Origin of the sequence: Vibrio hepatarius, assembly GCF_001274785.1 — a bacterium.
In the GTDB taxonomy this organism is placed as follows: Bacteria; Pseudomonadota; Gammaproteobacteria; order Enterobacterales; family Vibrionaceae; genus Vibrio; species Vibrio hepatarius.
The window spans coordinates 664927-687491 of sequence record NZ_LHPI01000001.1 but is presented as its reverse complement, the minus strand read 5'-3'; the positions used below and the strand labels follow the sequence as shown (position 1 = coordinate 687491).

19 protein-coding genes are annotated in these 22565 nt (G+C 45.4%); 9 read left to right on the top strand and 10 right to left on the bottom strand.

The genetic code is table 11. The features are described from left to right. Window positions 1-116: 116 nt before the first annotated feature. The 3 genes from AKJ31_RS03055 to AKJ31_RS03045 form a co-directional block, all read right to left on the bottom strand. Complete coding sequence (locus tag AKJ31_RS03055; protein WP_053407603.1) at window positions 117-3269, bottom strand: efflux RND transporter permease subunit; 3153 nt, start codon at window positions 3267-3269, stop codon at window positions 117-119. A 10-nt stretch (window positions 3270-3279) separates the two neighbouring features. Further along, on the bottom strand, window positions 3280-4407 hold the full coding sequence (locus AKJ31_RS03050) for an efflux RND transporter periplasmic adaptor subunit (RefSeq protein ID WP_053407602.1): 1128 nt from the start codon (window positions 4405-4407) through the stop codon (window positions 3280-3282). 101 nt (window positions 4408-4508) lie between these two features. After that, window positions 4509-5069: a GNAT family N-acetyltransferase gene (locus AKJ31_RS03045; RefSeq protein ID WP_053407601.1), complete on the bottom strand. Its 561-nt coding sequence runs from the start codon at window positions 5067-5069 to the stop codon at window positions 4509-4511. A gap of 164 nt (window positions 5070-5233) precedes the next feature. On the opposite strand from AKJ31_RS03045, the gene AKJ31_RS03040 reads away from it, so the two are divergent. Beyond that, window positions 5234-6361, top strand: a complete 1128-nt coding sequence (locus AKJ31_RS03040) for an acyl-CoA desaturase (RefSeq protein WP_053407600.1) — start codon at window positions 5234-5236, stop codon at window positions 6359-6361. Window positions 6362-6395: 34 nt separating this feature from the next. Here the strand turns inward: AKJ31_RS03040 and AKJ31_RS03035 are convergent, their stop codons facing one another. The 5 genes from AKJ31_RS03035 to AKJ31_RS23515 form a co-directional block, all read right to left on the bottom strand. Beyond that, entirely contained in the window at window positions 6396-6809 is a 414-nt protein-coding gene (locus tag AKJ31_RS03035; RefSeq protein ID WP_053407599.1) for a GFA family protein, read from the bottom strand. A 14-nt stretch (window positions 6810-6823) separates the two neighbouring features. After that, on the bottom strand, window positions 6824-7357 hold the full coding sequence (locus tag AKJ31_RS03030; protein ID WP_053407598.1) for a GNAT family N-acetyltransferase: 534 nt from the start codon (window positions 7355-7357) through the stop codon (window positions 6824-6826). 24 nt (window positions 7358-7381) lie between these two features. Then, on the bottom strand, window positions 7382-8638 hold the full coding sequence (locus tag AKJ31_RS03025) for a DEAD/DEAH box helicase (protein WP_053407597.1): 1257 nt from the start codon (window positions 8636-8638) through the stop codon (window positions 7382-7384). A 36-nt stretch (window positions 8639-8674) separates the two neighbouring features. After that, window positions 8675-9250 (bottom strand): acyl carrier protein phosphodiesterase, encoded by a 576-nt coding sequence (locus AKJ31_RS03020; protein WP_053407596.1) that lies wholly within the window; start codon window positions 9248-9250, stop codon window positions 8675-8677. A gap of 97 nt (window positions 9251-9347) precedes the next feature. Continuing rightward, complete coding sequence (locus tag AKJ31_RS23515) at window positions 9348-9470, bottom strand: hypothetical protein (RefSeq protein ID WP_281173327.1); 123 nt, start codon at window positions 9468-9470, stop codon at window positions 9348-9350. Window positions 9471-9804: 334 nt separating this feature from the next. Here AKJ31_RS23515 and AKJ31_RS03015 point away from each other — a divergent pair, with 334 nt between their 5' ends. From AKJ31_RS03015 to AKJ31_RS03005, 3 genes are all read left to right on the top strand, one after another. Further along, entirely contained in the window at window positions 9805-11007 is a 1203-nt protein-coding gene (locus AKJ31_RS03015) for an aromatic amino acid transport family protein (RefSeq protein WP_053407595.1), read from the top strand. A gap of 127 nt (window positions 11008-11134) precedes the next feature. Continuing rightward, complete coding sequence (gene msrB, locus AKJ31_RS03010) at window positions 11135-12271, top strand: peptide-methionine (R)-S-oxide reductase MsrB (RefSeq protein WP_053407594.1); 1137 nt, start codon at window positions 11135-11137, stop codon at window positions 12269-12271. A gap of 172 nt (window positions 12272-12443) precedes the next feature. Continuing rightward, complete coding sequence (locus AKJ31_RS03005; RefSeq protein ID WP_053407593.1) at window positions 12444-13175, top strand: MipA/OmpV family protein; 732 nt, start codon at window positions 12444-12446, stop codon at window positions 13173-13175. A 61-nt stretch (window positions 13176-13236) separates the two neighbouring features. Here the strand turns inward: AKJ31_RS03005 and dbpA are convergent, their stop codons facing one another. Continuing rightward, window positions 13237-14613 carry an ATP-dependent RNA helicase DbpA gene (dbpA, locus tag AKJ31_RS03000; RefSeq protein ID WP_053407592.1) on the bottom strand — a complete coding sequence of 459 codons (1377 nt, stop codon included), beginning with the start codon at window positions 14611-14613 and terminating at the stop codon, window positions 13237-13239. Window positions 14614-14723: 110 nt separating this feature from the next. After that, complete coding sequence (gene folE / locus AKJ31_RS02995) at window positions 14724-15377, bottom strand: GTP cyclohydrolase I FolE (protein WP_053407591.1); 654 nt, start codon at window positions 15375-15377, stop codon at window positions 14724-14726. Between the two features lie 178 nt (window positions 15378-15555). Between folE and moeA the strand changes: the two genes are divergently transcribed. From moeA to AKJ31_RS02970, 5 genes are all read left to right on the top strand, one after another. Beyond that, window positions 15556-16791 (top strand): molybdopterin molybdotransferase MoeA, encoded by a 1236-nt coding sequence (gene moeA / locus AKJ31_RS02990; RefSeq protein ID WP_053407590.1) that lies wholly within the window; start codon window positions 15556-15558, stop codon window positions 16789-16791. Between the two features lie 9 nt (window positions 16792-16800). After that, window positions 16801-17550, top strand: coding sequence for a molybdopterin-synthase adenylyltransferase MoeB (gene moeB, locus AKJ31_RS02985; protein WP_053407589.1), 750 nt, complete (start codon window positions 16801-16803; stop codon window positions 17548-17550). 31 nt (window positions 17551-17581) lie between these two features. Further along, window positions 17582-17896, top strand: coding sequence for a hypothetical protein (locus AKJ31_RS02980; RefSeq protein WP_053407588.1), 315 nt, complete (start codon window positions 17582-17584; stop codon window positions 17894-17896). Between the two features lie 342 nt (window positions 17897-18238). Continuing rightward, the gene (locus AKJ31_RS02975) at window positions 18239-20284 is read left to right on the top strand and encodes a GGDEF domain-containing protein (RefSeq protein ID WP_053407587.1); all 2046 of its coding nucleotides are present in this window, start codon (window positions 18239-18241) and stop codon (window positions 20282-20284) included. A gap of 283 nt (window positions 20285-20567) precedes the next feature. After that, window positions 20568-22514 carry a methyl-accepting chemotaxis protein gene (locus AKJ31_RS02970; RefSeq protein WP_053407586.1) on the top strand — a complete coding sequence of 649 codons (1947 nt, stop codon included), beginning with the start codon at window positions 20568-20570 and terminating at the stop codon, window positions 22512-22514. Window positions 22515-22565 lie beyond the last annotated feature (51 nt).

The window sequence follows — 22565 nt, the reverse complement described above, 5'->3', positions numbered from 1 at the left end:
GAACACGCGCAGAAAACAGTGCTAACTCATAGATTTGTTGGTATGCAGGTGTAAACATAGAAACAAAAAGCCAACGTAGATACGTTGGCTTTTGTTGTCATGAGTGGCTTAGCTTGTTACTCATCATCTAACGGGATAAGTTTGGTGTTACCACCATGTACTTTTTCACGTTGACGCTGAACCAGAGCATAAAAGCCTGGGATCAGGAATGTACCTGCGAGTAACACACACAGTAGACCGCCAACCAGCGAAATGCCCAATGAGTTTTGGCTCACGTGCCCCGCACCGGATGCAAAGATCAGTGGGAAGATACCTAAGATGAACGACCAAGACGTCATGTTCACAGCACGGAAGCGTAGCTTACCGCCATTTACCGATGCCTCATCAATTGGGATATCTTTCTCTTCTCGCTCTTGTTTAGCGAACTCCACAATCAAAATTGCGTTCTTCGCCGCCAATGCTATCAAGAGAACCAAACCAATCTGCGCGTATAGGTTTAGTGGCGTACCTGTTAGATTCAATGCGAGGAATGTACCCAGCGTTGCAACTGGCACAACCAAGATGATTGCCAGAGGAATACTCCAACTCTCATATTGCGCCACCATAAACAAGTAGATAAAGATCAGTGCCAAGGCAAACGCATAGATAGCTTGGTTGCCTGCTAGCACCTCTTGATAGGCCATACCCGTCCATTCGTATTGGTAGCCTTGCGGGAGAACATCTGCCGCAACACGCTCCATCGCAGCGATCGCGTCACCACTCGAATAACCCGGCGCTGGCTGACCTTGAATAATCGCACTGCGGTACATGTTGTAACGCCATGCGACATCCGGCTCAAACACTTGCTCATAACTCACCAACGTGCTGAGTGGGATAAGCTCACCTTTTGAAGAGCGCACATGGAAACGCTCTAGGTCTTCCATTCCGCTGCGGTATTCGCTATCTGCCTGCATGGTCACGCGGAAGTTCTTACCAAACATGGTAAAGTCGTTCACATAGAGCGAACCCAAGTTACCCTGTAGCGTTTGGAAAATGCTGCTGAGTGAAATCCCCAGTTGCTTTGCTTTCTCACGGTCAATATCGACATAGTAATGTGGCACATTCGCACGGAACGTACTGAAGGCATAAGCGATTTCTGGCTGCTTAGTCGCCTCTTCAATCACCTGGCCCATCACCATAGCCAAATCGGTACGGCTGCGACCTAGTGTGTCTTCCAACACAAATTCAAAACCCGAAGCCGCGCCCATACCCGGTACAGCAGGTGGTCCCATCGCGAACACAACAGCCTGAGGAAGATCCATAGCAGCTCGACCATTGATGCGTTGTGCAATAGCGTTTGCTGCATGCTCACCATCAAGCGCGTTTCGTGTTTCCCAGTCATGAAGCTTAATGAACAAGGAGGCTCCGTTAGATGCCGCCGCGCCCGTCATAAACGCAAAACCGTTCGCAACGGTCACGCCGTCCACACCCGGTTCTTGTTCAACCATGGCAACCAACTGCTCAGTCACTTCTTCCGTACGCGAGAGTGAAGCCGAATCAGGTAGCTGAACGTTTACCAATAAGATGCCTTTATCTTCCTGCGGTACAAACGCAGAAGACGTGTTTTTGGCGAAGAAAGTTACTGCAGAGATAGCGACGATAAAGAACACCACTAGCAATGCAGATTTCTTGACTAAGAAACCCGCCACTTGGCCATAACGGTGTGTGATCCGTTCTAAACCTTCGTTGAACGCGACAAACCAGCGAGCCGTATTACCGCCGCCCTGCTTTAGAACCAACGAACACAACGCTGGGGACAGCGTCAGCGCGTTGATTGAAGAGATAACAACGGAGATACAGATGGTCAGCGCGAACTGACGATACATGATTCCAGTGATACCCGGTAGCATCGCGACTGGCAGGAATACTGCAAGCAGAACCAAGGTTGAGGTGATAATAGGCCCCGTGACCTCTTTCATCGCCAGTAAGGTTGCCTTACGTGGGCTGATACTTGGGTCTTTTGCCATTGTGGTATCCACGTTTTCGATTACCAAGATCGCATCGTCGACCACAATACCAATCGCCAAAATCAAACCAAACAGCGTAACCGTGTTAATCGTAAAGCCAGTCATTTGCATCACTGCAAACGTACCGATTAATGACACAGGAATCGCAACAACCGGAATCAACGTCGCTCGACCACTACCTAAGAATAGATAAGTCACCGCAATAACCAGCAAGATCGCTTCAATTAAGGTTTTGACAACGCCTTGAATCGACTCTGCAACAAACAGCGTTGTGTCATAACTGGTTTCGTAAGCCATGCCATCCGGGAAGTTAACGCTCAACTTCTCAAGCATTTCCATGACCGCTTGACCGCTTTCTAGCGCGTTTGCATCGGATTGAAGTGAAAGTGCAACGATAGACGCTTGTTGGTCACGGAACTTACCACTACCGTCGTAGAACTTCTTGCCCAACTCAACGCGAGCAATATCTTTGAGGTATACAGTTGAACCATCGCTATTGGCGCGTAGAACGACGTTCTCGAACTCACTCACGCTCTCTAGACGGCCTTTGGTTACGAGGTTGAACTGCACTTCCTGCACATCATTGTATGGCGCAGCGCCAATGCGACCAGCCGCGACCTGAACGTTTTGCTCCGCTAACGCCGCATAAACGTCAGATGTGGTCAGTTTTAGGCTCGCCATCTTATCCGGGTCAAGCCAAACCCGCATCGCGTACTCACCGCCGCCAATAACGTTGACTTCACTGATGCCTTTAACACGCGCCAGTTGGTCTTTGACGTTAAGGTTGATGTAGTTGATCAAGAACTGATCGTCATACTTACCATCTGGTGAATAGAAGTTCAGTACCATCAACAAGTCAGGTGAACGCTTTTTCACCGTCACGCCGACCATACGCACTTCCTGCGGCAGCTTCGACTCAATCTGCGCCACGCGGTTTTGCACGTTCACCTGCGCCATATCAGGGTCCGTACCGACATCAAACGTGACATTGAGGCTGTACGAGCCGTCATTCGCACTTTTAGAGGACATGTAGATCATGTTCTCAACGCCGTTGACCGATGTTTCTATCGGGTCGGCTATCGCTTGTTCAACAACTTCTGCACTTGCCCCAGTGTAATAAGCCGTGACACTAACGGAAGGAGGACTGATTTTTGGGTATTCCGCCACCGGCAGTACCATTAAAGCTATCGCCCCTGCCAGAGTAAGAATAATCGAGATGACCAGCGCAAACTTAGGACGCTGGATAAAGAAACGACTTAACATTTAAGCACCTTTATTCAGCGGATTGCTCTGATTGTTGGATTCGAACCGGAACACCATTACGGATACGTTGTAGGCCTTGAGTGATCACAATATCGTCTTGAGTGACACCGTCACTAACGATAATTCCTTGTTCTAATTGACGTCCTAGTTTGACGTTGCGGCGTTCTGCGACATTCCCTTCTGCCACGACCATAACAAAGTTACCTTCGAGGTCGGTCTGCACTGCGCGACGCGGCACGACTAAAACTTGGCTAGATTGTTTTTGTCTCAGCTCGACACGCACGTGTTGCCCTGGCAGCAAGCGATAATCCGGATTAGGTACTTCAGCACGCATCGCAATCGTTCCCGTATCGGTATTGACTCGGTTACCCAAGTAGTCGAGCTGACCTAGATGCTCAAATTTCTCGCCATTTTCAAGTACCACTTGAACTTCTACTTTGCTCGCTTCCACTTCGTCATTGGACTTAATGCGATCCATGCCCATTTCAAGGCGTTCGCGTTCACTGATACTAAAGCTCGTGTGCACTGGGTCTAAGCTCACCAACGTGGTTAATATTCCAGCTTGTGGCGAAACCAGATCACCAGTACTGACTTTACTTTGTGCGATACGGCCAGAGAATGGCGCTTTGATTTGTGTATAAGACAGGTTGACTTCAGCTAAGTGAAGTTGCGCTTTGTTTGCTTCCAGTTGGGCTTTAGCGCCTAGCAACGCAGCATTTAAGTTATCAAACTCCGACTGAGAAATACTCCCTTTCGGTAATAGGTTTTTGCCGCGTTGGAAATCCAGTTCTGCTTTTTTCAGCGCAGCTGTTGCTTGCGCCACAGACGCTTTCGCGCTGGCAACCTGAGCTTTGAAAGAAGAAGGCTCGATACTGTAGAGCAACTGACCTTTTTCGACCATTTGGCCTTCTTCAAAATGGCGTTGCTGTAGGTAACCAGTAACTTGAGCGGTAATGTTGGTGTCTTCAACCGCTTCGACACGGCCGATATAAGATTTACTTGCCTGATGAGAGACCATTTGCGCGGATTCCACGGCCACAAGTGGCGCTTGCGCTTGGTTCGGTCCTTGATTCTGTTCTCCACACCCTGACAACAAGATTGCGCTAGAAAGAGCGCTCAATAGAAGTGTTTTTTTCATGAGTAAACCATTAGGCAATAGCGTATTTTTAGCTAGAGCAAATTACCTAACGGTTTACCACACAATGTCCGAGAAATATCAGGATGGATAACAGAAATGTATCAGTTTATTACTAAATCGCATTTACTGTGACTGTGTAGCGATTTACGCAACTCTGAAGCAGAGTTCCAAGTGTAAACCAGCTCCGGCAATTGGTTACCACATGGCGATTCCCACAAGCGTTCGAGGGTGTGTTCACCACCAATATGCTCGTAAAACTCAATTGCTTGCTTGTTCTTTTTCATCACTTCCAGATAGACACCAGTCTCTGAAAAGTACTGTTCGATCCATTTAGCCATCTCTTCGATTAAACGAGCGCCAAGTCCTTTGCCACGATACGCATCATCCACATGTAACGCATCAATGATGGTGCCCTTTTCAAAGTCATGATTACCGAATGCGCATATAAATCCACACAACTGCCCGTTTTCTTCCAACAAAAGTACGTGTTGATTGAAAGGAGGATTGATTAGACGGGTCTGCCAAATTACTAAGCGGTCATTAAGCACTTCTTCTTCGAGGTAATCTCTTCCTAAGATGCCTTGGTAGTGCTTCTGCCAGCTCTTTGCGTGAAGCTCTGCAATACGCTGGTAATCGCTATATTCAGCTACTTTTAGTTCCATTATTAGTTCCTTTTTACTTCCTGTAAGGATGTTGTACCCATTCATACTATTCATTCACAATCCAAAAGCCAAACATTCTGTTCACATTGTTAGCCTTTTTATTTGACTTACACATGTACGCTGATATTCTGGCGCACAACTGTTAGCTGAAATGGAAATGAAAGATGTCTCATAAGGAAAAGCCACCTTTGATCTGGGTGAATGTCCTACTGTTTTTGGTGAGCTTTGCTTGTGCCGTTGTCGTCGCGCCTTGGTATGGTTATCAATTTGGTTATTCAATTGAGCATTGGTTGTGGCTGGCTATCACCTATTCCTTCTGTAATCTGTCAATTACTGCGGGTTACCACCGCCTTTGGTCACATAAAACTTACGAAGCGCACTGGTCATTGCGTTTGCTATTCGCCCTAGGTGGCGCTTTTGCCTTGCAGAATAGCGCGTTGCACTGGAGCTCTGATCACCGTGTCCACCACAAACATGTCGACAATAATGACAAAGACCCTTACTCGGCGAAGCGTGGTTTCTGGTTTTCGCATATCGGTTGGATGCTGAGACAGTACAATAAAGACAGCTACGCGGATTACACCAACTCTCGTGACTTACAGAAAGATAAGATAGTTATGTGGCAGCACAAACACTACTTGTTGCTCGCGTTGGTGACCAATATTGGTATTCCACTCGCATTAGGCCTTATCTATCAAGATATCTGGGGCATGCTTTTGATGGTGGGTGTTGTGCGTTTGGTACTTAGCCATCACTCTACATTCTTCATTAACTCACTCGCGCACATTTGGGGCTCTCAGCCTTACACGGACAAAAACACCGCTCGCGATAACGCTGTGCTTGCTGTATTTACGTTCGGTGAGGGTTACCACAACTACCACCATATTTTCGAGAATGATTACCGAAATGGTATCTATTGGTGGCAGTACGATCCGACTAAATGGCTGATCAAAAGCTGTTCATGGCTCGGATTAGCCAACAAATTGCGTGTTACACCTAAGATTAAAATCGAAAAAGCGAAAGCGAAGAAGGCGCTGACAACCGCATCGAATAAAATCAGCATGTTACCTAACGCCAAGCAGCTTAATGAAGCATTAAACGAAGAGTTTGAAGCGTTAGTCAGTAAGCTATCAGACTACTACGAATTGAAAAAGCAGCTCGTAGAAGCGAAGAAAAGTGACTTAGTGAAAAAATATGAACACTCGGTTTTGCTACTGCGCTATAAGCAACTTAAAAAAGATTTGGAAAACCAGCGCCGCAGTTGGAATAGCTTAGTTGCACAATACGCCTAGTTCAAAAAAAAGGAGCGAAATCGCTCCTTTTTCTTTATGGCTGTTTATCAAAGCACTTCATGCCTTGCGGGATGTCAACCCAATCCAATTTCTCACTTACCCAAACATGAGCCTGTGGTTTAAATACCGAGTCATGTTTCATACCAACAGGTTTGAGTTTAAGTTTCACCGTTTCTGGCGCGTCTGGATTGTAGTGATAGATGCGATTCCCACATTGAGGGCAGAATTTGGCGTGATTCTTATTACCGCTTTCTGCAAGTCGCGACCACTCACCCATTTCACCAGAAAATTCCACATCGTTGGTGTCGCAAATTGCGGTAACGCTATATGCACTGGTTGCAAGTTTCTGGCACTCCTGACAATGGCAAGCAAACACTTTTAACGGCTGAGCCTTGAGTACATAACTGACTTGTCCGCACTGACAAGAAGCATGAATCGGAAATTCCATTTCTCTATCCTTGATTAACTGAGTTGGCAGCTAAACTCTATACAACTAATTGAACGGCCGTGCAACTCTGCGAAATCGTCGACCACGCGTATGCTACGAAAACCACTCGATGTTAACACGCGTTGCGAGGCAATATTAGATTGCTCTGCGTAGGCAAACAGCCTTTTCATTCCTTGCTCTTGCAGCTCAGATTTTGCTAGTGCCAGCGCACGTTTGGCGACGCCTTGTGAGGTAAATGCTTTGCCAACACGATACCCAACGTGCGCGGTGCCTTTTTTGGCATTGATACTAGTAAAGTTCATTCGGCCAACAATCTGTTTTTGTGCGTTTTTGATTAAAAATGGCACCAATTGTTTGCACTGATAATCCAATAGAAACTCTTGAATATGTTCCGTGACGCCTTGGAGTGAGTAAAAGTCGGATTCGCGAGGCGGAATAAACTGATCGAACCAATCTTTGTTTTCAGTTTCAAATGCCAAAAGCTGCTCCGCATCATCGATGCTAAGCAGCTCTAACGTTAACGGGTGTGTATCCTTACTGCTTTGCAATGGTCACTCCTTTCTGGCCATCTATTAGCGCTTTTTGCCACGATTAGCGTGAATCTTAAGCTTAGCTTTCATCTTGCGCTTATCGGATGAGCGGCCTTTCTTTTTCGGCGAGCGGTCAGGTTCTAAATCTTCAATTAGACTCGGTTCGAAGCCTTGCAGCCATTCTTGCGGTAAACGCGTGTCCAGCAGTCGCTCAATCGCTTCTAGCAGGTATTCTTCGTCACGACTCATTAGAGACGCTGCAAAGCCCTCTTTACCTGCGCGACCAGTACGTCCGATACGATGGACATAGTCTTCCGCTTTGTATGGCATGTCGAAGTTCACCACTTGCTCAAGCTGGTTGATATCTAAACCGCGAGCAGCAACGTCTGTGGCAATCAGTGCGCGGATTTTACCGTCTTTAAAGTCGTCCAGAGCCTTCTGGCGAGCACCTTGGCTTTTATCACCATTAATCGACGCTGCTTTAATACCGTCTAATTTAAGCTCTTTTGCCAGTGCGTCGCTACCTTGTTTGGTTTTAGTAAACACCAGTACTTGCTGCCAGTTACGTGAACCAATTAGGTAAGCTAGTAACTCTGCCTTACGTTTCTTATCTACTGGATAAACAATCTGCTTAACGGTTTCAGCGGTGCTGTTGGTTGGCGTCACTTGCAACTCGACCGGTTCTTGCAACATTTTGTAAGCAATATTTTTGATGCGTTTGTCAAAGGTCGCGGAGAAAAACAACGTTTGGCGCTCTGGCGAAACCTTTTTCAAAATACGTTGGATATCAGGCATAAACCCCATATCTAGCATCCGGTCTGCTTCATCGAATACAAGATAACCCGTCTTACGCAAATTGATATTTTTACAGAACAAGTGATCCAGTAATCGACCCGGAGTTGCGATCAGAATGTCACAACCATTGGCTAGATTTCTCGTTTGGACGTTCATGCTGGTTCCGCCGTAAGCGGCCACAATATGGATGTCGCAGCCTTCAGCATATGAAATAAGGTTGTCGAATACTTGCTGCGCTAGCTCACGTGTTGGAACGAGGATCAGCGCGCTGACATCGTTACCTTGTGGATCTCGGCGAACATTACTTCCAGACAGCATTTGAATCAGAGGCAAACCAAACGCTGCCGTTTTTCCGGTTCCTGTTTGCGCCCCAGCTAAAACATCTTTGCCTTCCAATACATGCGGGATCGCGTATTGCTGAATTGGCGTAGGTTGACTAAAACCAAGTTTTTCAATCGTGGTCAATAAAGCTGGGCAAACACCCAGTTGTTGGAATGTAGACATGAACAGGTACCGAATAAAACAGAACGTGCGATTCTATCAGAATCGCTGCGCAGCGTTTAGTACATCTGGGTACATCGCTTTAAATACTTTTACGAGATCAGCGTAATTTTTGTCTAAGGTGTTAAAACAGTTGGCCAGTTCACCCATTCTTGGGCTGCGATTCGACATCCGCTGCAAAGCATACTCGATATTTTCGAGATCTTGGTAAGACTCCATCCAACGCCCCTGCCACATCGCAGCAGTTACTCGCGTAAACCGTTCAGGTAGTTCTGCGTCGTGTTCTCGTGACACCAACACGCGTTGCTGCTCGCAGAACTTACGCAGTCCATGGTCGTGGTATTGCTGCCAATTCGACGCTAAGCAGTGGTCCCAGAACATATCGAGTGCGATACCCGAAAAGCGCCTCTGCTTACCCGCGAACAACTGCCTTGCTTCACGCACAAGTTCATGGCTATCCGTATAAGAGTCGACAAAACGATGCAGGCGGATCCCCTGCACGACGTCATTATCGTATTGATTGTCTGGGTTCCCTTTTACAAAGTCACCCAATAGGTTACCAAGCGCGTTGGAATTACAGTGGTCGGCGATATGTAAGTGGGCAAGATAGTTCATCGATTACAACAGCTTTTCTAATTTGTCTTTTCATAAAAGCACAAAGCCAGCGCGATTGCACTGGCTCTTCTGGTTTCACCCTTTTTAAGCAGGGTAATTAGCTGTTGAAGATTTCTTCTGCAACGTCTTCGATTGACTGGTCATAATCTGACAAATCAAAGCCAATCTCCATTGCATCTAAAAGCTCTAGGCTTTCTTCATTAAATCTGTGGTCACTCATCCTGGACCTCCTATAACTAGAATTGAATTAACTCCACACCTCTATGTGTGGACGATTATCCCTTTTTAAAGGACTTATATGACAGTTTTTTGAAAGCACAAAGCAAAATATCCTTTAGGTATGATTTTTGTCTCAGGTAAACGATTACTTTTGACGAATAGCCATCAATGTAAATATAAATTTACATCAATGGTAATTAATCTGTACATTTTGCTTGAAAATACGGTTTTTATCTTACACAATGCGTCCATACATGGTGAGTCGAACCACTTATTGCTTTAAAATTGGTCAATTCATCTAGATAACAAATTAAACAACGTAAAGAATTGTATACATGACAAAATCAAAGGTTTTAGGAAGTACTTTGATCATTGCTGGCACAACCATTGGTGCTGGCATGCTCGCTCTACCACTCGCTTCTGCCGGAATCGGCTTCTCCACATCATTGATGATTATGATCGCGCTATGGGCATTTATGGCTTACACCGCGCTGTTAATGATTGAAGTCCACCAGCACGCAGAACAAGACGCCACATTGCATACACTGGCTAAACAGTTTCTCGGTACTAAAGGGAAATGGGTGGCGAGCTTCGCCATGATGTTTTTGTTCTACGCTCTTTGTGCTGCGTACATTGCAGGCGGCGGCGCCCAGTTTGGTGAACGTATTGCAAGCTTTACTGGTATTGAGGTGTCATCAACGACAGCAACACTGCTATTTACTTTAATTGTCGCGGCGATTGTCACCGTCGGCACAGCAACCGTTGATAAAGTAAACCGCGTGCTGTTTTTAATTAAGATTGTCGCAATGGCGCTAGTGTTAACATTCTTAGCTCCCAATGTGACTGAGTCTTACCTGCTTAGCATGCCTGTAGAACAAGGTTTGGTTATTGCCGCTATTCCAGTAATTTTTACCTCTTTTGGCTTCCACGGTAGTATCCCTGCAATCGTTAACTACTTAGACGGTCACACACCATCATTGCGTAAAGCGATTTTGATCGGTTCAGCGATTCCTTTGATCATCTACATCTTCTGGCAAGTCGTGACTTTGGGCGTAGTGAATCAGTCAACGCTATTAGAAAATCAAGGTCTGAGCGCACTGATTTCAACGCTTTCAACCACGGTTCATCAGTCAAACCTAGGGCAAGCGATTGGTATCTTTGCTGACTTGGCGCTACTTACTTCTTTCTTGGGTGTTAGCCTCGGTTTATTTGAGTTTCTAGGCGATACGATTAAAAAGCGTACCAATGGCAATTCACGTTTGGTTGTAGGTCTGGTGACATTTTTACCGCCAATGGGCTTTGCAATGTTTTACCCGCAAGGCTTCATTATGGCACTTGGTTACGCAGCTATTGCCCTTGCGGTACTGGCTATCTTCCTACCAATCATGATGGCGAAGAAAGCACGCTCACAAGCGCAAGAGTCTCATTACCAAGTATTTGGCGGCAATGTTGGCTTGGTTGCGAGTAGCGCAATAGGCGTGCTCATTATCGGCGCACAAATCCTCATTACTATCGGCGTGTTACCGGCACTAGGTTAACTCTCCGAAAACAGAAAAGCGGCTCATTGGGCCGCTTCATATCAATAAAACTATTAGAACTGTGCAATTTTTTTTGTGGTTACTCGTTCTTTATATGGCGATAACGAAAACAATCGATGAGGTTGATATGAAAGTGAAGTTGAAGTTTATTTTCCCTGTAGTCGCTGCGGTTGCTGCCCTAGCTTCTTTTATCGGCGTTGCGGACAGTGATATGTCCAAAACAGATGCAAATGCCAAGATCGAAGTCGCGACTCTTGCTGGTGGCTGTTTCTGGTGTACCGAATCTGACTTGGAAAAACTTCCGGGCGTTGTCGATGTTGTCTCTGGTTATGCAGGTGGTAATGTAGACAATCCAAGCTACAAACAAGTGTCATCGGGCAAAACCGGGCATATCGAGGTGGTCGAAGTCAAATACGACGCCAACAAAGTCAGTTACGAGAATGTCTTAGACCAGTTTTTCCGCCACATCGACCCTACCGATGATCAAGGATCCTTTGTCGATCGCGGCTCACAGTATCGCCCTGCCATCTTCTATCACAATGAACAACAAAAACAGACTGCAGAACGTTTTATGCAAGAAATCGAAGCGCTTGGGGTATTCAAAGCACCGCTTAAAACTGAGCTGATCAAATTCGATAAATTTTGGCCTGCAGAGGATTACCATCAGGACTACTACAAGCGAAACAAAATCCGCTATAACTACTATCGCCACGCTTCAGGGCGCGACCAATACTTAGATAAGATTTTTGGTGAAGACCGCAACGAAAATCCAGTAACGCTGCGCGAGCTGATTGATCGTAGTAACAACAAAGCTGCGAAAAAAATGTACACCAAACCAAGTGACGCTGAGATCAAAGCGAAACTCACAGAGATGCAATATTACGTGACGCAAGAAGACGGCACTGAGCGTGCGTTTCAAAATGAGTATTGGGACAACAAGCGCGAAGGTATTTATGTAGACGTGGTTTCTGGCGAACCTTTGTTTTCCTCTACAGATAAATACAAATCGGGCACGGGTTGGCCAAGCTTTACCAAGCCTATTAAAGACGACTTCGTCGTGACGCAAACTGACTTCAAACTGGTGTATCCACGTACTGAGGTTCGCAGTAAGTTTGCCGACTCTCACCTTGGTCATGTGTTTAAAGATGGCCCTAAACCAACGGGTTTGCGCTACTGCATGAACTCGGCAGCGATGCGCTTTGTTGCCAAAGAAAGCATGCAGCAGGAAGGCTACGGCGATTATCTCTATTTGTTTGACCGTTAATCCATCCAAACTCGGTCTTAAAGCCAGCTTTTATAGTTGGCTTTATTTTTGCGGTAAGGCTTATACCAATCGTAGTAAATAGCTGTTCATATTAAAAATTAAAATCTTTGAATTATAAGGAAATTTATTATCCTTTTTCTCGTTCTTCTTATTAATCGATAAGGAGAATCATATGCTGAAATTAGTCAAATTTGCGCCACTGGTAGCGCTTACTTTGTTGCCTACTTCTAACGCCTTTTCACAGCAGCAATACCAAGATTTTGCATTTATCGGCATTAGTGGCGAACTGGGAAAGTCGGTGTTTACCGATGGCAGTAAAGCGAAAGCTTCGGTGCAACCTAACCTTTTTTACAACGGCGAGTATGGGTTTATTGATGGTAGCCTCGCCAACGTTACATTATTCCCTTATGTCGGACTGAGCGGACATTGGCGTTTTGCTGAGGTATCCGACGATTTTGATGACATTTCCAATGGCATTGAAAATCGAGATGGTAACGGTGAGCTTGGGATTACTTTGGGTACAGTTGGCGCACGAGTGACGTTTCTGCAAGATGTCACCAACCAACATAACGGCTATGAAGTGCAACTACACTTGGGCCGCACGTTCGACGTCATCGACAATTACTTTACGATCACTCCTTACGTCGAAGTAGATTATCGCAGCCGTGAGTTATCACAGCATTTGTACGATATCTCTTTTCAGGAATCCACGGCTTCAGGGCTAGAGCAGTTCGAATCGGGTCATACATGGGTCTACCAGGGCGGGCTTATTGGCTTAGTTGATGTTAATACCAATTGGTCTGCGCTAGGAAAGTTAGAGTTGCAACATCACGATTCAGATAGTCCATTGATACAGCGTGATCTAGGTTGGTCGTTTAGCCTTGGTGCAGTTTACAAGTTTTAAAGTAAAGCCCTAGAAACAGACGTTACCTAGGGCTTTTGGACTTGGAGTAAATTTGCAGGAGTTACTTCATTACACGCGCTTTGAAGTTTCGTCCTTTCATCTTGCCGGTTTGCAGTTGTTTAAGTGCTGGTTTCACCACGTCATGTTCTACTGCAACGTAAGACACCATCGGCAAGATATTGATTTTACCGATTTTCTTGCCGTCGATACCGGCTTGTTTAGTCAGTGCACCTAGAATATCGCCCGCACGTACTTTCTGCTTTTTACCACCCAAGATCTGGATGGTTTGCATGCTTGGGTAAAACGGTCGCTCTACTGGCTTTTCTGGCAATGTTGAAGGTGAAATCGCGATATCCATGTACTCATCGATACGCGCAACACGATACTCTTCTTTGTCGCTGTAAAAGCTAAAAGCGATGCCTTTTGAACCCGCGCGACCTGTACGACCAATGCGGTGTACATGAACTTCTGGATCACGTGACAGTTCAAAGTTGAACACCGCGTCTAGGTTATCAACATCTAGGCCACGAGCTGCAACGTCTGTTGCCACCAAAATCGAAATACTCTTGTTAGCAAACATGGTCAACGCTTGTTCACGCTCACGTTGCTCCATATCGCCATGCAATTCAACCACACTGAAACCACGATGGCTCAGCTCATCGGTTACGTTCTGCACTTCTTTTTTGGTGTTACAGAACACGACTGATGATTCAGGCTTATGCGTCAAAAGTAACGCTTCAAGCGCATCATCACGCTCTTCTGTGGTGTTTAGCTTAAAGAAACGTTGCTCGATGGTGCTGTGTTGATGGGTAGATTCCACTTTCACCATTTCTGGTTGCTTCATTACCTTCGCCGCTAGCGTCTCGATATCGTGCGGGAAAGTCGCACTGAATAGCAATGTCTGACGATCTGACGGCGCTTGTTCAATAATGGTATCGATCGCGTCTTCAAAACCCATATCCAACATACGGTCTGCTTCATCTAGTACCAAAGTATTGAGTTCATCTAAGCTGATGCGCCCTTTTGACATATGGTCAAGGATTCGTCCAGGCGTACCAACCAGTATGTGCGCACCGTGCTCCAATGAACCAATTTGTGGTCCCATTGGCATACCGCCGCACAATGTCAGTACTTTAATGTTATGTATGCCGCGTGCCAGAGTACGAATTTCTTTTGCTACTTGGTCAGCCAACTCACGTGTTGGACACAATACCAAGGTTTGTACGCGAAAACGCTGTACATTTAAGTTGCTCAGTAAGCCAAGCGAAAATGCTGCCGTTTTTCCTGAACCCGTCTTACCTTGACCAATCACGTCTTTGCCTTGTAAAACGATAGGCAATGCTTGCTGCTGGATCGCGGTCATTTCTGTGTAGCCAAGTGAGTCTAATGTTTCTAGTAATTCTGCTCTCAGGCCCAGTGTTTTAAATGAATTTGTCACATTTATACCTTTAAAAGATTCGCTGAATTTACAGTGTGAACTCAGCAAAACGAAAAACCGCTTCGACTGGGAAGCGGTTTTAAAATCAATCTGTTGTCAATCTTAGCAGACTAGCGAATTCCGTGGAGAAATTCGTGTCTTGTCGCTGGATTCGACTTAAAAATACCACCTAAAGCTGTGGTTGTTGTCTCGCTAGTTGCGTCCATTACGCCACGTGATTTCACGCAGTAGTGCGTTGCGTCGATCGTTACCGCCACATCATCTGATTCAAGCAACGTTTGCAACGCTACTAAGATTTGCTGTGTCATGCGTTCTTGGACTTGCGGACGTTGAGCAAAGAAACGAACAATACGATTGATCTTTGAAAGACCAATAATCTTACCGCGAGGAATGTACGCCACCGCAGCGCGACCATCGATAGTTACCAAGTGATGTTCGCAAGTACTGGTGACAGTGATGTCTTTCACACGCACCATTTCGCTCACGTCCATCTTATTCTCAATCACAGTGATCTTTGGAAAGTTAGAGTAGTCTAGACCCGAGAAGATCTCGTCCACGTACATTTTCGCAATACGGTGCGGCGTTTCTTCTAGGCTGTCATCAGAGAGGTCGAGCTCTAACAGAGACAAGATTTCACGCATATGGTGTTGAATCTTCTCTTTTTTCACTTCTCTGCTGAACTGATTAGGCACCATTGGCGTCTCTAATCCTCGACGTTCTAGCGCATCTTTTACCAACTTCGCTGATTCGCTAAGACCTGACATTCCACTTCCTCTCATTTGTCAAGAATCCCAATACGAGATTACCCCTTTAGGATGGCAGACAAGGATACTCGGATTTTTGAATAATTACACCCATATTTTATAGGGGGTCATTATTGCCATAGTCAATTCTATGGTAGAGTGACGGCAACAAATTATTATAAACATTTAGGATTTTGTTATGGGCTGTTGTGATGCGCCGGGCTTAATGCCACTTGAAGAAGCGATGGAAAACATGCTATCGCGTATTAAACCAATTCAAACCACATTACAGTTACCTCTCGCTGAAGCCATTGGCTATGTGTTAGCGGAAGACATCCTCTCTCCTATTTTCGTTCCTCCATTTGATAACTCTGCGATGGACGGATACGCAATTCGCATTGCTGACCTAAGCAACAATGCCACGATGCCAGTGGCGGGCAAATCCTTTGCAGGGCAACCGTTTGAAGGTGAATGGCCACAAGGTAGCTGCGTGCGTATTATGACTGGTGCGAAAATTCCTGACGGATGTGATGCGGTCATCATGCAAGAGAACACCGTTGTCAGCGAAGATGGCGTTACTTTCACGCAAACTGAGGTGAAGCCACAAAACAATATCCGCCCTACTGGTGATGATATCCGTAAAGGCGACATTGTGTTGCCGAAAGGCTCGCGTCTTACATCCCGTGATATACCGATGATCGCTACGCTAGGTATTAGCCATGTAACGGTGGTGCGCAAACCGCGCGTTGCGTTCTTCTCAACCGGTGATGAGTTAAAGCCGCTGGGTCAACCTTTGGCTGAAGGTCAAATCTACGACAGCAACCGCTATGGCATCAAACCGCTAATTGAAAACTTCGGTTGTGAGCCGATCGATCTTGGTATTATCCCAGATTGTCCTGAAACACTAAAAGCGACCTTTGAACAAGCGCAATCCTTGGCTGACGTGGTGGTCACTTCAGGCGGTGTGAGCGTTGGTGAGGCAGACTACACCAAAGATATCCTTGAAGAACTGGGGGAAATCGGCTTTTGGAAATTGGCGATTAAACCAGGTAAACCATTCGCATTCGGCAAACTGTCTACCGCTTGGTTCTGCGGTTTACCGGGTAACCCTGTCTCAGCAGTGTTGACTATGTACGTATTGGTTCAACCTATGCTTGCTAAGCTTTCTGGTCACACTGAATGGAAAGCACCAGAGTCTATTCCTGCAACCACCAAAACCGCATTTAAGAAAGTGCCGGGACGAACCGATTACCAACGCGGGATCTACACGATTGAAGATGGTAAGTTTGTTGTCGAAACCACTGGTAATCAAAGCTCAGGTGCATTCCGTTCGATGAGCTTGGCAAATTGCTTTGTGGTGCTTGAAAGAGAACGTGGTCGCGTAGAAGTTGGCGAAACCGTCAATATTCAGCTATTTAACTCAACACTTTACTAGGAGCTTGTTTTGGAGATCTTGTCTGATCAAGAAATGCTTCGCTATAACCGTCAAATTATCCTTAAGCAGTTTGATTTTGAAGGTCAAGAAGCACTGAAACAGAGCTCTATCTTGGTGTTAGGTGCCGGCGGCTTAGGCTGCGCTTCTAGCCAATACTTGGCAACGGCTGGCGTAGGCAAATTAACTTTGATCGATGACGATGTGGTTGAGTTATCCAATTTGCAGCGCCAAGTTTTACACCATGACGCTGATATTGGTAAAAAGAAAGTGCTGTCAGCGTCGGAATCACTGACACAGCTTAACCCTTATCTAGAAGTTGCGACTATCGACAAACGTTTATCTGATAGTGAGCTGAAAGATCTTATTGCTCAACACACTTTGGTGTTGGATGCATCAGACAATGTTGAAACACGAAACCAACTTAACAAGTTGTGTTTTGAGTTGAAAACACCTCTAGTCTCAGGCGCAGCAATTCGTATGGAAGGACAAGTAAGTGTTTTTTCATACCAAGACCCTACCCAACCCTGCTATCAATGCCTAAGCGCACTGTTTGGCAATGCAGCGCTTAGCTGTGTGGAAGCCGGTGTCATGGCTCCCGTTGTAGGCATAATTGGCGCGGTGCAAGCGATGGAGGCAATCAAAGTCATTGCTAATTACGGCACGCCAAAACAAGGCAAAATCCTCATCTTAGACGCGCTGACGATGTCTTGGCGTGAAATGAACCTGATGAAAATGCCTAACTGCCCTGTTTGCAGCTAGACGTTTATCAAGTAGCGAATGGAGTCATAAGGTGAACAGTCCAAAAGTCTTCATCGCTACTTTATTTTTGCTGGTCGCCTTACTCGCTGCCTTGTTCTACTTAATGCCAGACGAGCCACAAGAGCGATTACAAGCAGAGGTTGTCACACAAACTCTGACGCAATCCCTAGATGGTCATCGCAAATACCTGAATGTACAACTCGCCGATGGCTCACAACAGCTCCTGTCCATTCCACCAAGAATTGACTGCCCAGCGGGTTCAATCGTTGAACTATCGACAAAAATGCCTATCACAGCAGATAAAGCACGCTACGAACTTGTTCAGTGTAAACCTGGTAAACAATAGAATATTCATCCCCACTCAACATCCCACTATTTTCACAATGATGCCTGCTTGCAATAAATCTTCATTGTTTAGCGTGATGTATACCATTGAGAAACCATAAGTAAAGCAGATACTAAGATCACAATTTTAGCCATCATTTTGTCTCCAAAATGAGATTTTAGAGTTTATATTCAAAATTTTAAAAGTAACTGGCGATTGACCTTTCGCCCGCTAAAGTTGGTGATTTACTATTACCCTAATAATTAGGGAGCGATGTTTGGCTACAATCTAACATCAACATATAAAAAGATAATTTACCTATCCCATTACACTGAGTTAGCTGCCCATTAGGGAACAATAATAATGTCAAAATTCTATATGCAGATTGCATTAGCGCTTGCATGCTCGTTTGCTCTTGCGACTACACCCGCAGTAGCGGAAAATTCTGAGTCAAAAAGCAAATTCTTGCAGTCGCTTGAGGGGATCGAAAGCCAAATTTATTCTCTGCCACAAAGTTCACTGGCGCAGATAGAGTCTCTCGAGGAAGAGTCTTTGGTACAAAACCAACCAAAGGAACTACTGGTTCGCTATTGGCTTGCTAAGGCAACTGTACTGGAGTTGCTCGGCCGAAACGAAGAAAGCTTAGCAGTGACGAACAAAGGCCTTGGCTTGGTTGCCAAACAAAGCAACCAATACCTACAATTTAAGTTACTCCAAGTCCGAGCCATGATGGGCAAACATGATATAGAGGACGCGCTTTCTTCGATTGATTCCCTACTGGAAACATCCCGCAAAGAGAGCAATAAGCAACTTGAATCGGAAGTGCTGCTACTCAAAGGCCGTTACTACAACGATCAAGGTGACTTCAAAAAATCTTATGCTGCGCTAATGTCTTCAATGGAAGCGGCTGAGTCTTCTGGCGTACAGGGACTCGTCGAGCGAACGGCGCTAGAGCTTGGCGGCGTTCTGGTAAGAATCCAAGGTTATGAACGCTCAGAAGTTATCTTGGAGCAAGCTTATCAGTACTTCAAAACACGACGCATGTCGTTTAATGAGCTACTTAGCGTGCTAACCATTGCCAAGTTACACAAAGCACAGTTTCAGTATGAAAAGGCCATCGATTCTTATCAAACCGCACTAAAACTCGCACAGGTGATCGGCGACGGACGCTTCCGCTTTCGCATTAACCTTGAGCTTGCGTCTTTGTACCGTGAAACTAACGACGATAAGAATATGCTACGCCACTTAAGTCTCGCGGAAAACTTGCAGTACCGTGAAACATCGAGCGCTTACTTGGCAACGTTTAAACTGCTGCACGCGGAATACATGTTGGAGCGTAAGCAATATCAAGCGCTATTAGAGATGATCACGCCAATGCTCTCCGACATCATTAATCAGCGTTACATACAGCAGCAACAAATGGAGTTAATCAAAGTCGCAGCGATGGCGTACGCGGGTGAGAATAACTTCCAGCAGGCTTACCAAACCTACGGCCAATATCACGAGAAGTTTATTCAGTTCAGTAATCAACGCGAAGTTGAAAACCTAGAGCTACAGAAGACACTGTTTGAGCTAGAACGACTAGAATACGAAAACGAGAATTTAAATTGGAACAATGTCTTACAGCGATTAGAGCTTGAAAACAATCAGCGCACATTTTTCTTTCTCGGCGAAGCATTGCTCGTCATGCTTGGAATTCTATTGCTAATGACATTGGTATTCTTGGCAGTTAACCGATCGCGTTTGAGAATGCGTCGCCTGGCGAAAACTGACACCTTAACCGGACTATTCAACCGTCGTTTCTTGGAAGAATGGTTTGTTCAACCTAAAGAGCGTCAGCCAAAGCCATTAACGAAGCCTGTATCTCAATCAAACAAAGAAATGCTCATTTACTATATAAGCAAACAAGTGTTGCGCTTACAACACGGCTTCCTCACTCTCAATCACTGGATTGAACGCAAATTGGACAAACAAAAGCTCGTCGCCAAGAAACCAGATTCCGGTCCAATAACGCTAGTGATGATGGATGTTGACCACTTTAAACAAGTTAACGATACCTACGGACATGCATTTGGCGATACGGTCTTAACCGGTGTTGCGGGAGTGTTGGAATCGACAGTGCGCAAAAACGATATAGTGGCACGCTTTGGTGGCGAAGAATTTGTCATCGTATTGCCTAAGACCGATTTACAAGAAGCGACAAAGTTAGCGGAGCGCATGCGTCTTGCACTCTCACAACACACATTTACGACAGATGACGATCAGCCTGTTAGTGTCACTTGTAGCTTCGGCGTGATCACAACCAAAGACGTTGATATCGCATTTGACGCGCTGTGTAATCTCGCCGATAAGTTACTGTATGATGCCAAATCAAGTGGCCGTAACGCCGTCAAAGGTCAATACAGTTAGTTGTTCAGTAGAGCCGTGAAATGCGGCTCTTATTCTCAGTTGTTTAGTAATTAACTTGTCCTCTCTATCCACACTGAACTTTCAAGCCTTTCTAATACGGCTCTCATCGTTGAACTAACCACGACAAATACCAAGCAACAAGCGCAACTCTGAGCCAATTTTTATCGAGATATTCAAAAAATGATAAAAATCAGCGATTAAATTAGATATTAATCAGATTACATATAAGCTTATAAAAAAAACAAGAATATACATTCAGAGCTATGTGTGTAACGGAGGGCTCATGCTCAATCTAACTATTGCAAACAAAATCAGGCTAGGATTTGCATGTTGCGTGTTATTTTTTGCCATTTCAAGTAGTTACAGTTACTTTGGGATGGTGGGTGCATCAAATAACTTTCGACAATATGGACAACTGGCTTCAGAAACCACTTTATCAGGACGAATCCAATCTGGCTTTCTTAATCTCCGCCTTACAGCGATGAATTATACTTCAAGCCTTTCAGAGGAGCAGTTAAATTCGTACAACCAACAACTTACTGACTTAAGAGCGCTAGTAAACTCAGACCTTGAAAGCAACCACGATTCAGAAAGTGCAGGACATCTTGAAAGTGCTCTAGCCGATATAAATCAATTTGCCGAACAATTTGAGGTTGTGAAACGCGCAAGTGAAACTGTCGATACAAAAATCTATACCGATTTCGCTCAGCTAGAAAAACAAGCCATATCAGGGCTTGAAACCATGATACACACCGCGCGTAACAGTCCTGATGTGGACGTAGAGTATTATTCGTCAATTTTGGTTGAGCAGTTCCTGCTAGGCAACAATGCCGTATTGAAATACGTGCACAATGCACCCAATCAGGACATCGACCAAATCAACAACTATTTTACCAACGAATTGCCTAATCTAGAGATAATCTTAGGCTCGTTGATATCAACCTCTCAAGACCGCGCCATTTTGGCGGACTTTACCCAATACCGCCAAGCTTATACCAAAGGGGTTGAAGAAGTGATTGCGCTGAAAGGTGAACAAAAAGCCGCAGAGCAAGCGATGCGTGTACTAGGCGAAGAAATTTCACAGCACCTAGATATGATTAAACAGCAATCTGCAAGCCAGCAGGTATTACTAACCCAAGATCTACAAGCGCAAAAAGAGTCGACAATTAATGTCATCACGACGCTAGTGACCATCTCTATTGTTTTCGCGACTGCTATCGCGTTCTTCATCACCCGTTCAATTCGTGTTGGCATTGATACCGTCAAACGTATTTCTACTGAGCTAGCGGAAGGTAATTTGGCTGTCGACGTAAAAGTCACAGGCAAAGACGAGATTGCCGATTTATTGACGAACATGCGCAACACGATTTTGTCGCTACGCGAGATTGTCACGGGCGTAAACGACTCCTGCGTTAAAGTTGGTCAAATGTCGGAAGAGCTTTCTGCTGTGACTCGATCAAGTAATGAAGCGCAAGAGCGCCTGCGTGTAGAGATGGAGCAAATTTCGTCTGCAGTACAACAAATGTCGACCACCACGACTGAGATCGCGCACAGTACCAATGATGCCGCTAACTTTACTCAAAATGCCTCCAATAACATTACAAGTAGTTTGGATGAAGTCACCAAAACGTTGGAAGCGATTAAGCGCGCGGAAAAAGAAATGTCGACAGGGTCTGGATTAGTGGTGCGATTGTATGATGAATCTATGAACATAGGCTCGATTCTTGAAGTCATCCGAGGCGTCGCAGAACAAACTAATCTACTCGCATTAAATGCTGCAATTGAAGCCGCTCGCGCTGGTGAACAAGGTCGCGGATTTGCGGTCGTCGCCGATGAAGTTCGCTCATTAGCAAGTCGAACGCAGGAAGCAACCGGTCAGATTGAATCCATGATTCACTCTTTGCAAACGGGTGCGGACAGTGCGCGTAATGCGATCGATTCTAGCCATACAACCGTGACCAATGCGGCTTCACAAGCAGCGTCTGCTTCTGAGAATCTCACGACTATCAACAACACCATCTATGAGCTGACTGATACCAATACCCAGATTGCAACCGCGGTTGAGGAACAGAGCGCGGTCAGCGACACCATTAGCGAAAATATCACCGAAACCTACAACATCACTAGAGACAATAGCGAAACCTTTAAACATGTTGCTATGTCAGCTTCTGAGTTAGCTCAGGTGGCGCAATATCTCGACTTACAGATGAAGCGCTTTAAAACCGCATAATGAACAACTTAGAGAGAATTTGGGGCAGCGGTTAGTTGCCCCTTTTTATTT

Excerpts from the sequence above, each read along its gene's own strand:
- AKJ31_RS03055 (WP_053407603.1), bottom strand. The coding sequence starts at position 3,269 with ATGTTAAGTCGTTTCTTTATCCAGCGTCCTAAGTTTGCGCTGGTCATC.
- AKJ31_RS03050 (WP_053407602.1), bottom strand. The coding sequence starts at position 4,407 with ATGAAAAAAACACTTCTATTGAGCGCTCTTTCTAGCGCAATCTTGTTG.
- AKJ31_RS03045 (WP_053407601.1), bottom strand. The coding sequence starts at position 5,069 with ATGGAACTAAAAGTAGCTGAATATAGCGATTACCAGCGTATTGCAGAG.
- AKJ31_RS03040 (WP_053407600.1), top strand. The coding sequence starts at position 5,234 with ATGTCTCATAAGGAAAAGCCACCTTTGATCTGGGTGAATGTCCTACTG.
- AKJ31_RS03035 (WP_053407599.1), bottom strand. The coding sequence starts at position 6,809 with ATGGAATTTCCGATTCATGCTTCTTGTCAGTGCGGACAAGTCAGTTAT.
- AKJ31_RS03025 (WP_053407597.1), bottom strand. The coding sequence starts at position 8,638 with ATGTCTACATTCCAACAACTGGGTGTTTGCCCAGCTTTATTGACCACG.
- AKJ31_RS03020 (WP_053407596.1), bottom strand. The coding sequence starts at position 9,250 with ATGAACTATCTTGCCCACTTACATATCGCCGACCACTGTAATTCCAAC.
- AKJ31_RS23515 (WP_281173327.1), bottom strand. The coding sequence starts at position 9,470 with ATGAGTGACCACAGATTTAATGAAGAAAGCCTAGAGCTTTTAGATGCA.
- AKJ31_RS03015 (WP_053407595.1), top strand. The coding sequence starts at position 9,805 with ATGACAAAATCAAAGGTTTTAGGAAGTACTTTGATCATTGCTGGCACA.
- msrB (WP_053407594.1), top strand. The coding sequence starts at position 11,135 with ATGAAAGTGAAGTTGAAGTTTATTTTCCCTGTAGTCGCTGCGGTTGCT.
- AKJ31_RS03005 (WP_053407593.1), top strand. The coding sequence starts at position 12,444 with ATGCTGAAATTAGTCAAATTTGCGCCACTGGTAGCGCTTACTTTGTTG.
- folE (WP_053407591.1), bottom strand. The coding sequence starts at position 15,377 with ATGTCAGGTCTTAGCGAATCAGCGAAGTTGGTAAAAGATGCGCTAGAA.
- moeA (WP_053407590.1), top strand. The coding sequence starts at position 15,556 with ATGGGCTGTTGTGATGCGCCGGGCTTAATGCCACTTGAAGAAGCGATG.
- AKJ31_RS02975 (WP_053407587.1), top strand. The coding sequence starts at position 18,239 with ATGTCAAAATTCTATATGCAGATTGCATTAGCGCTTGCATGCTCGTTT.
- AKJ31_RS02970 (WP_053407586.1), top strand. The coding sequence starts at position 20,568 with ATGCTCAATCTAACTATTGCAAACAAAATCAGGCTAGGATTTGCATGT.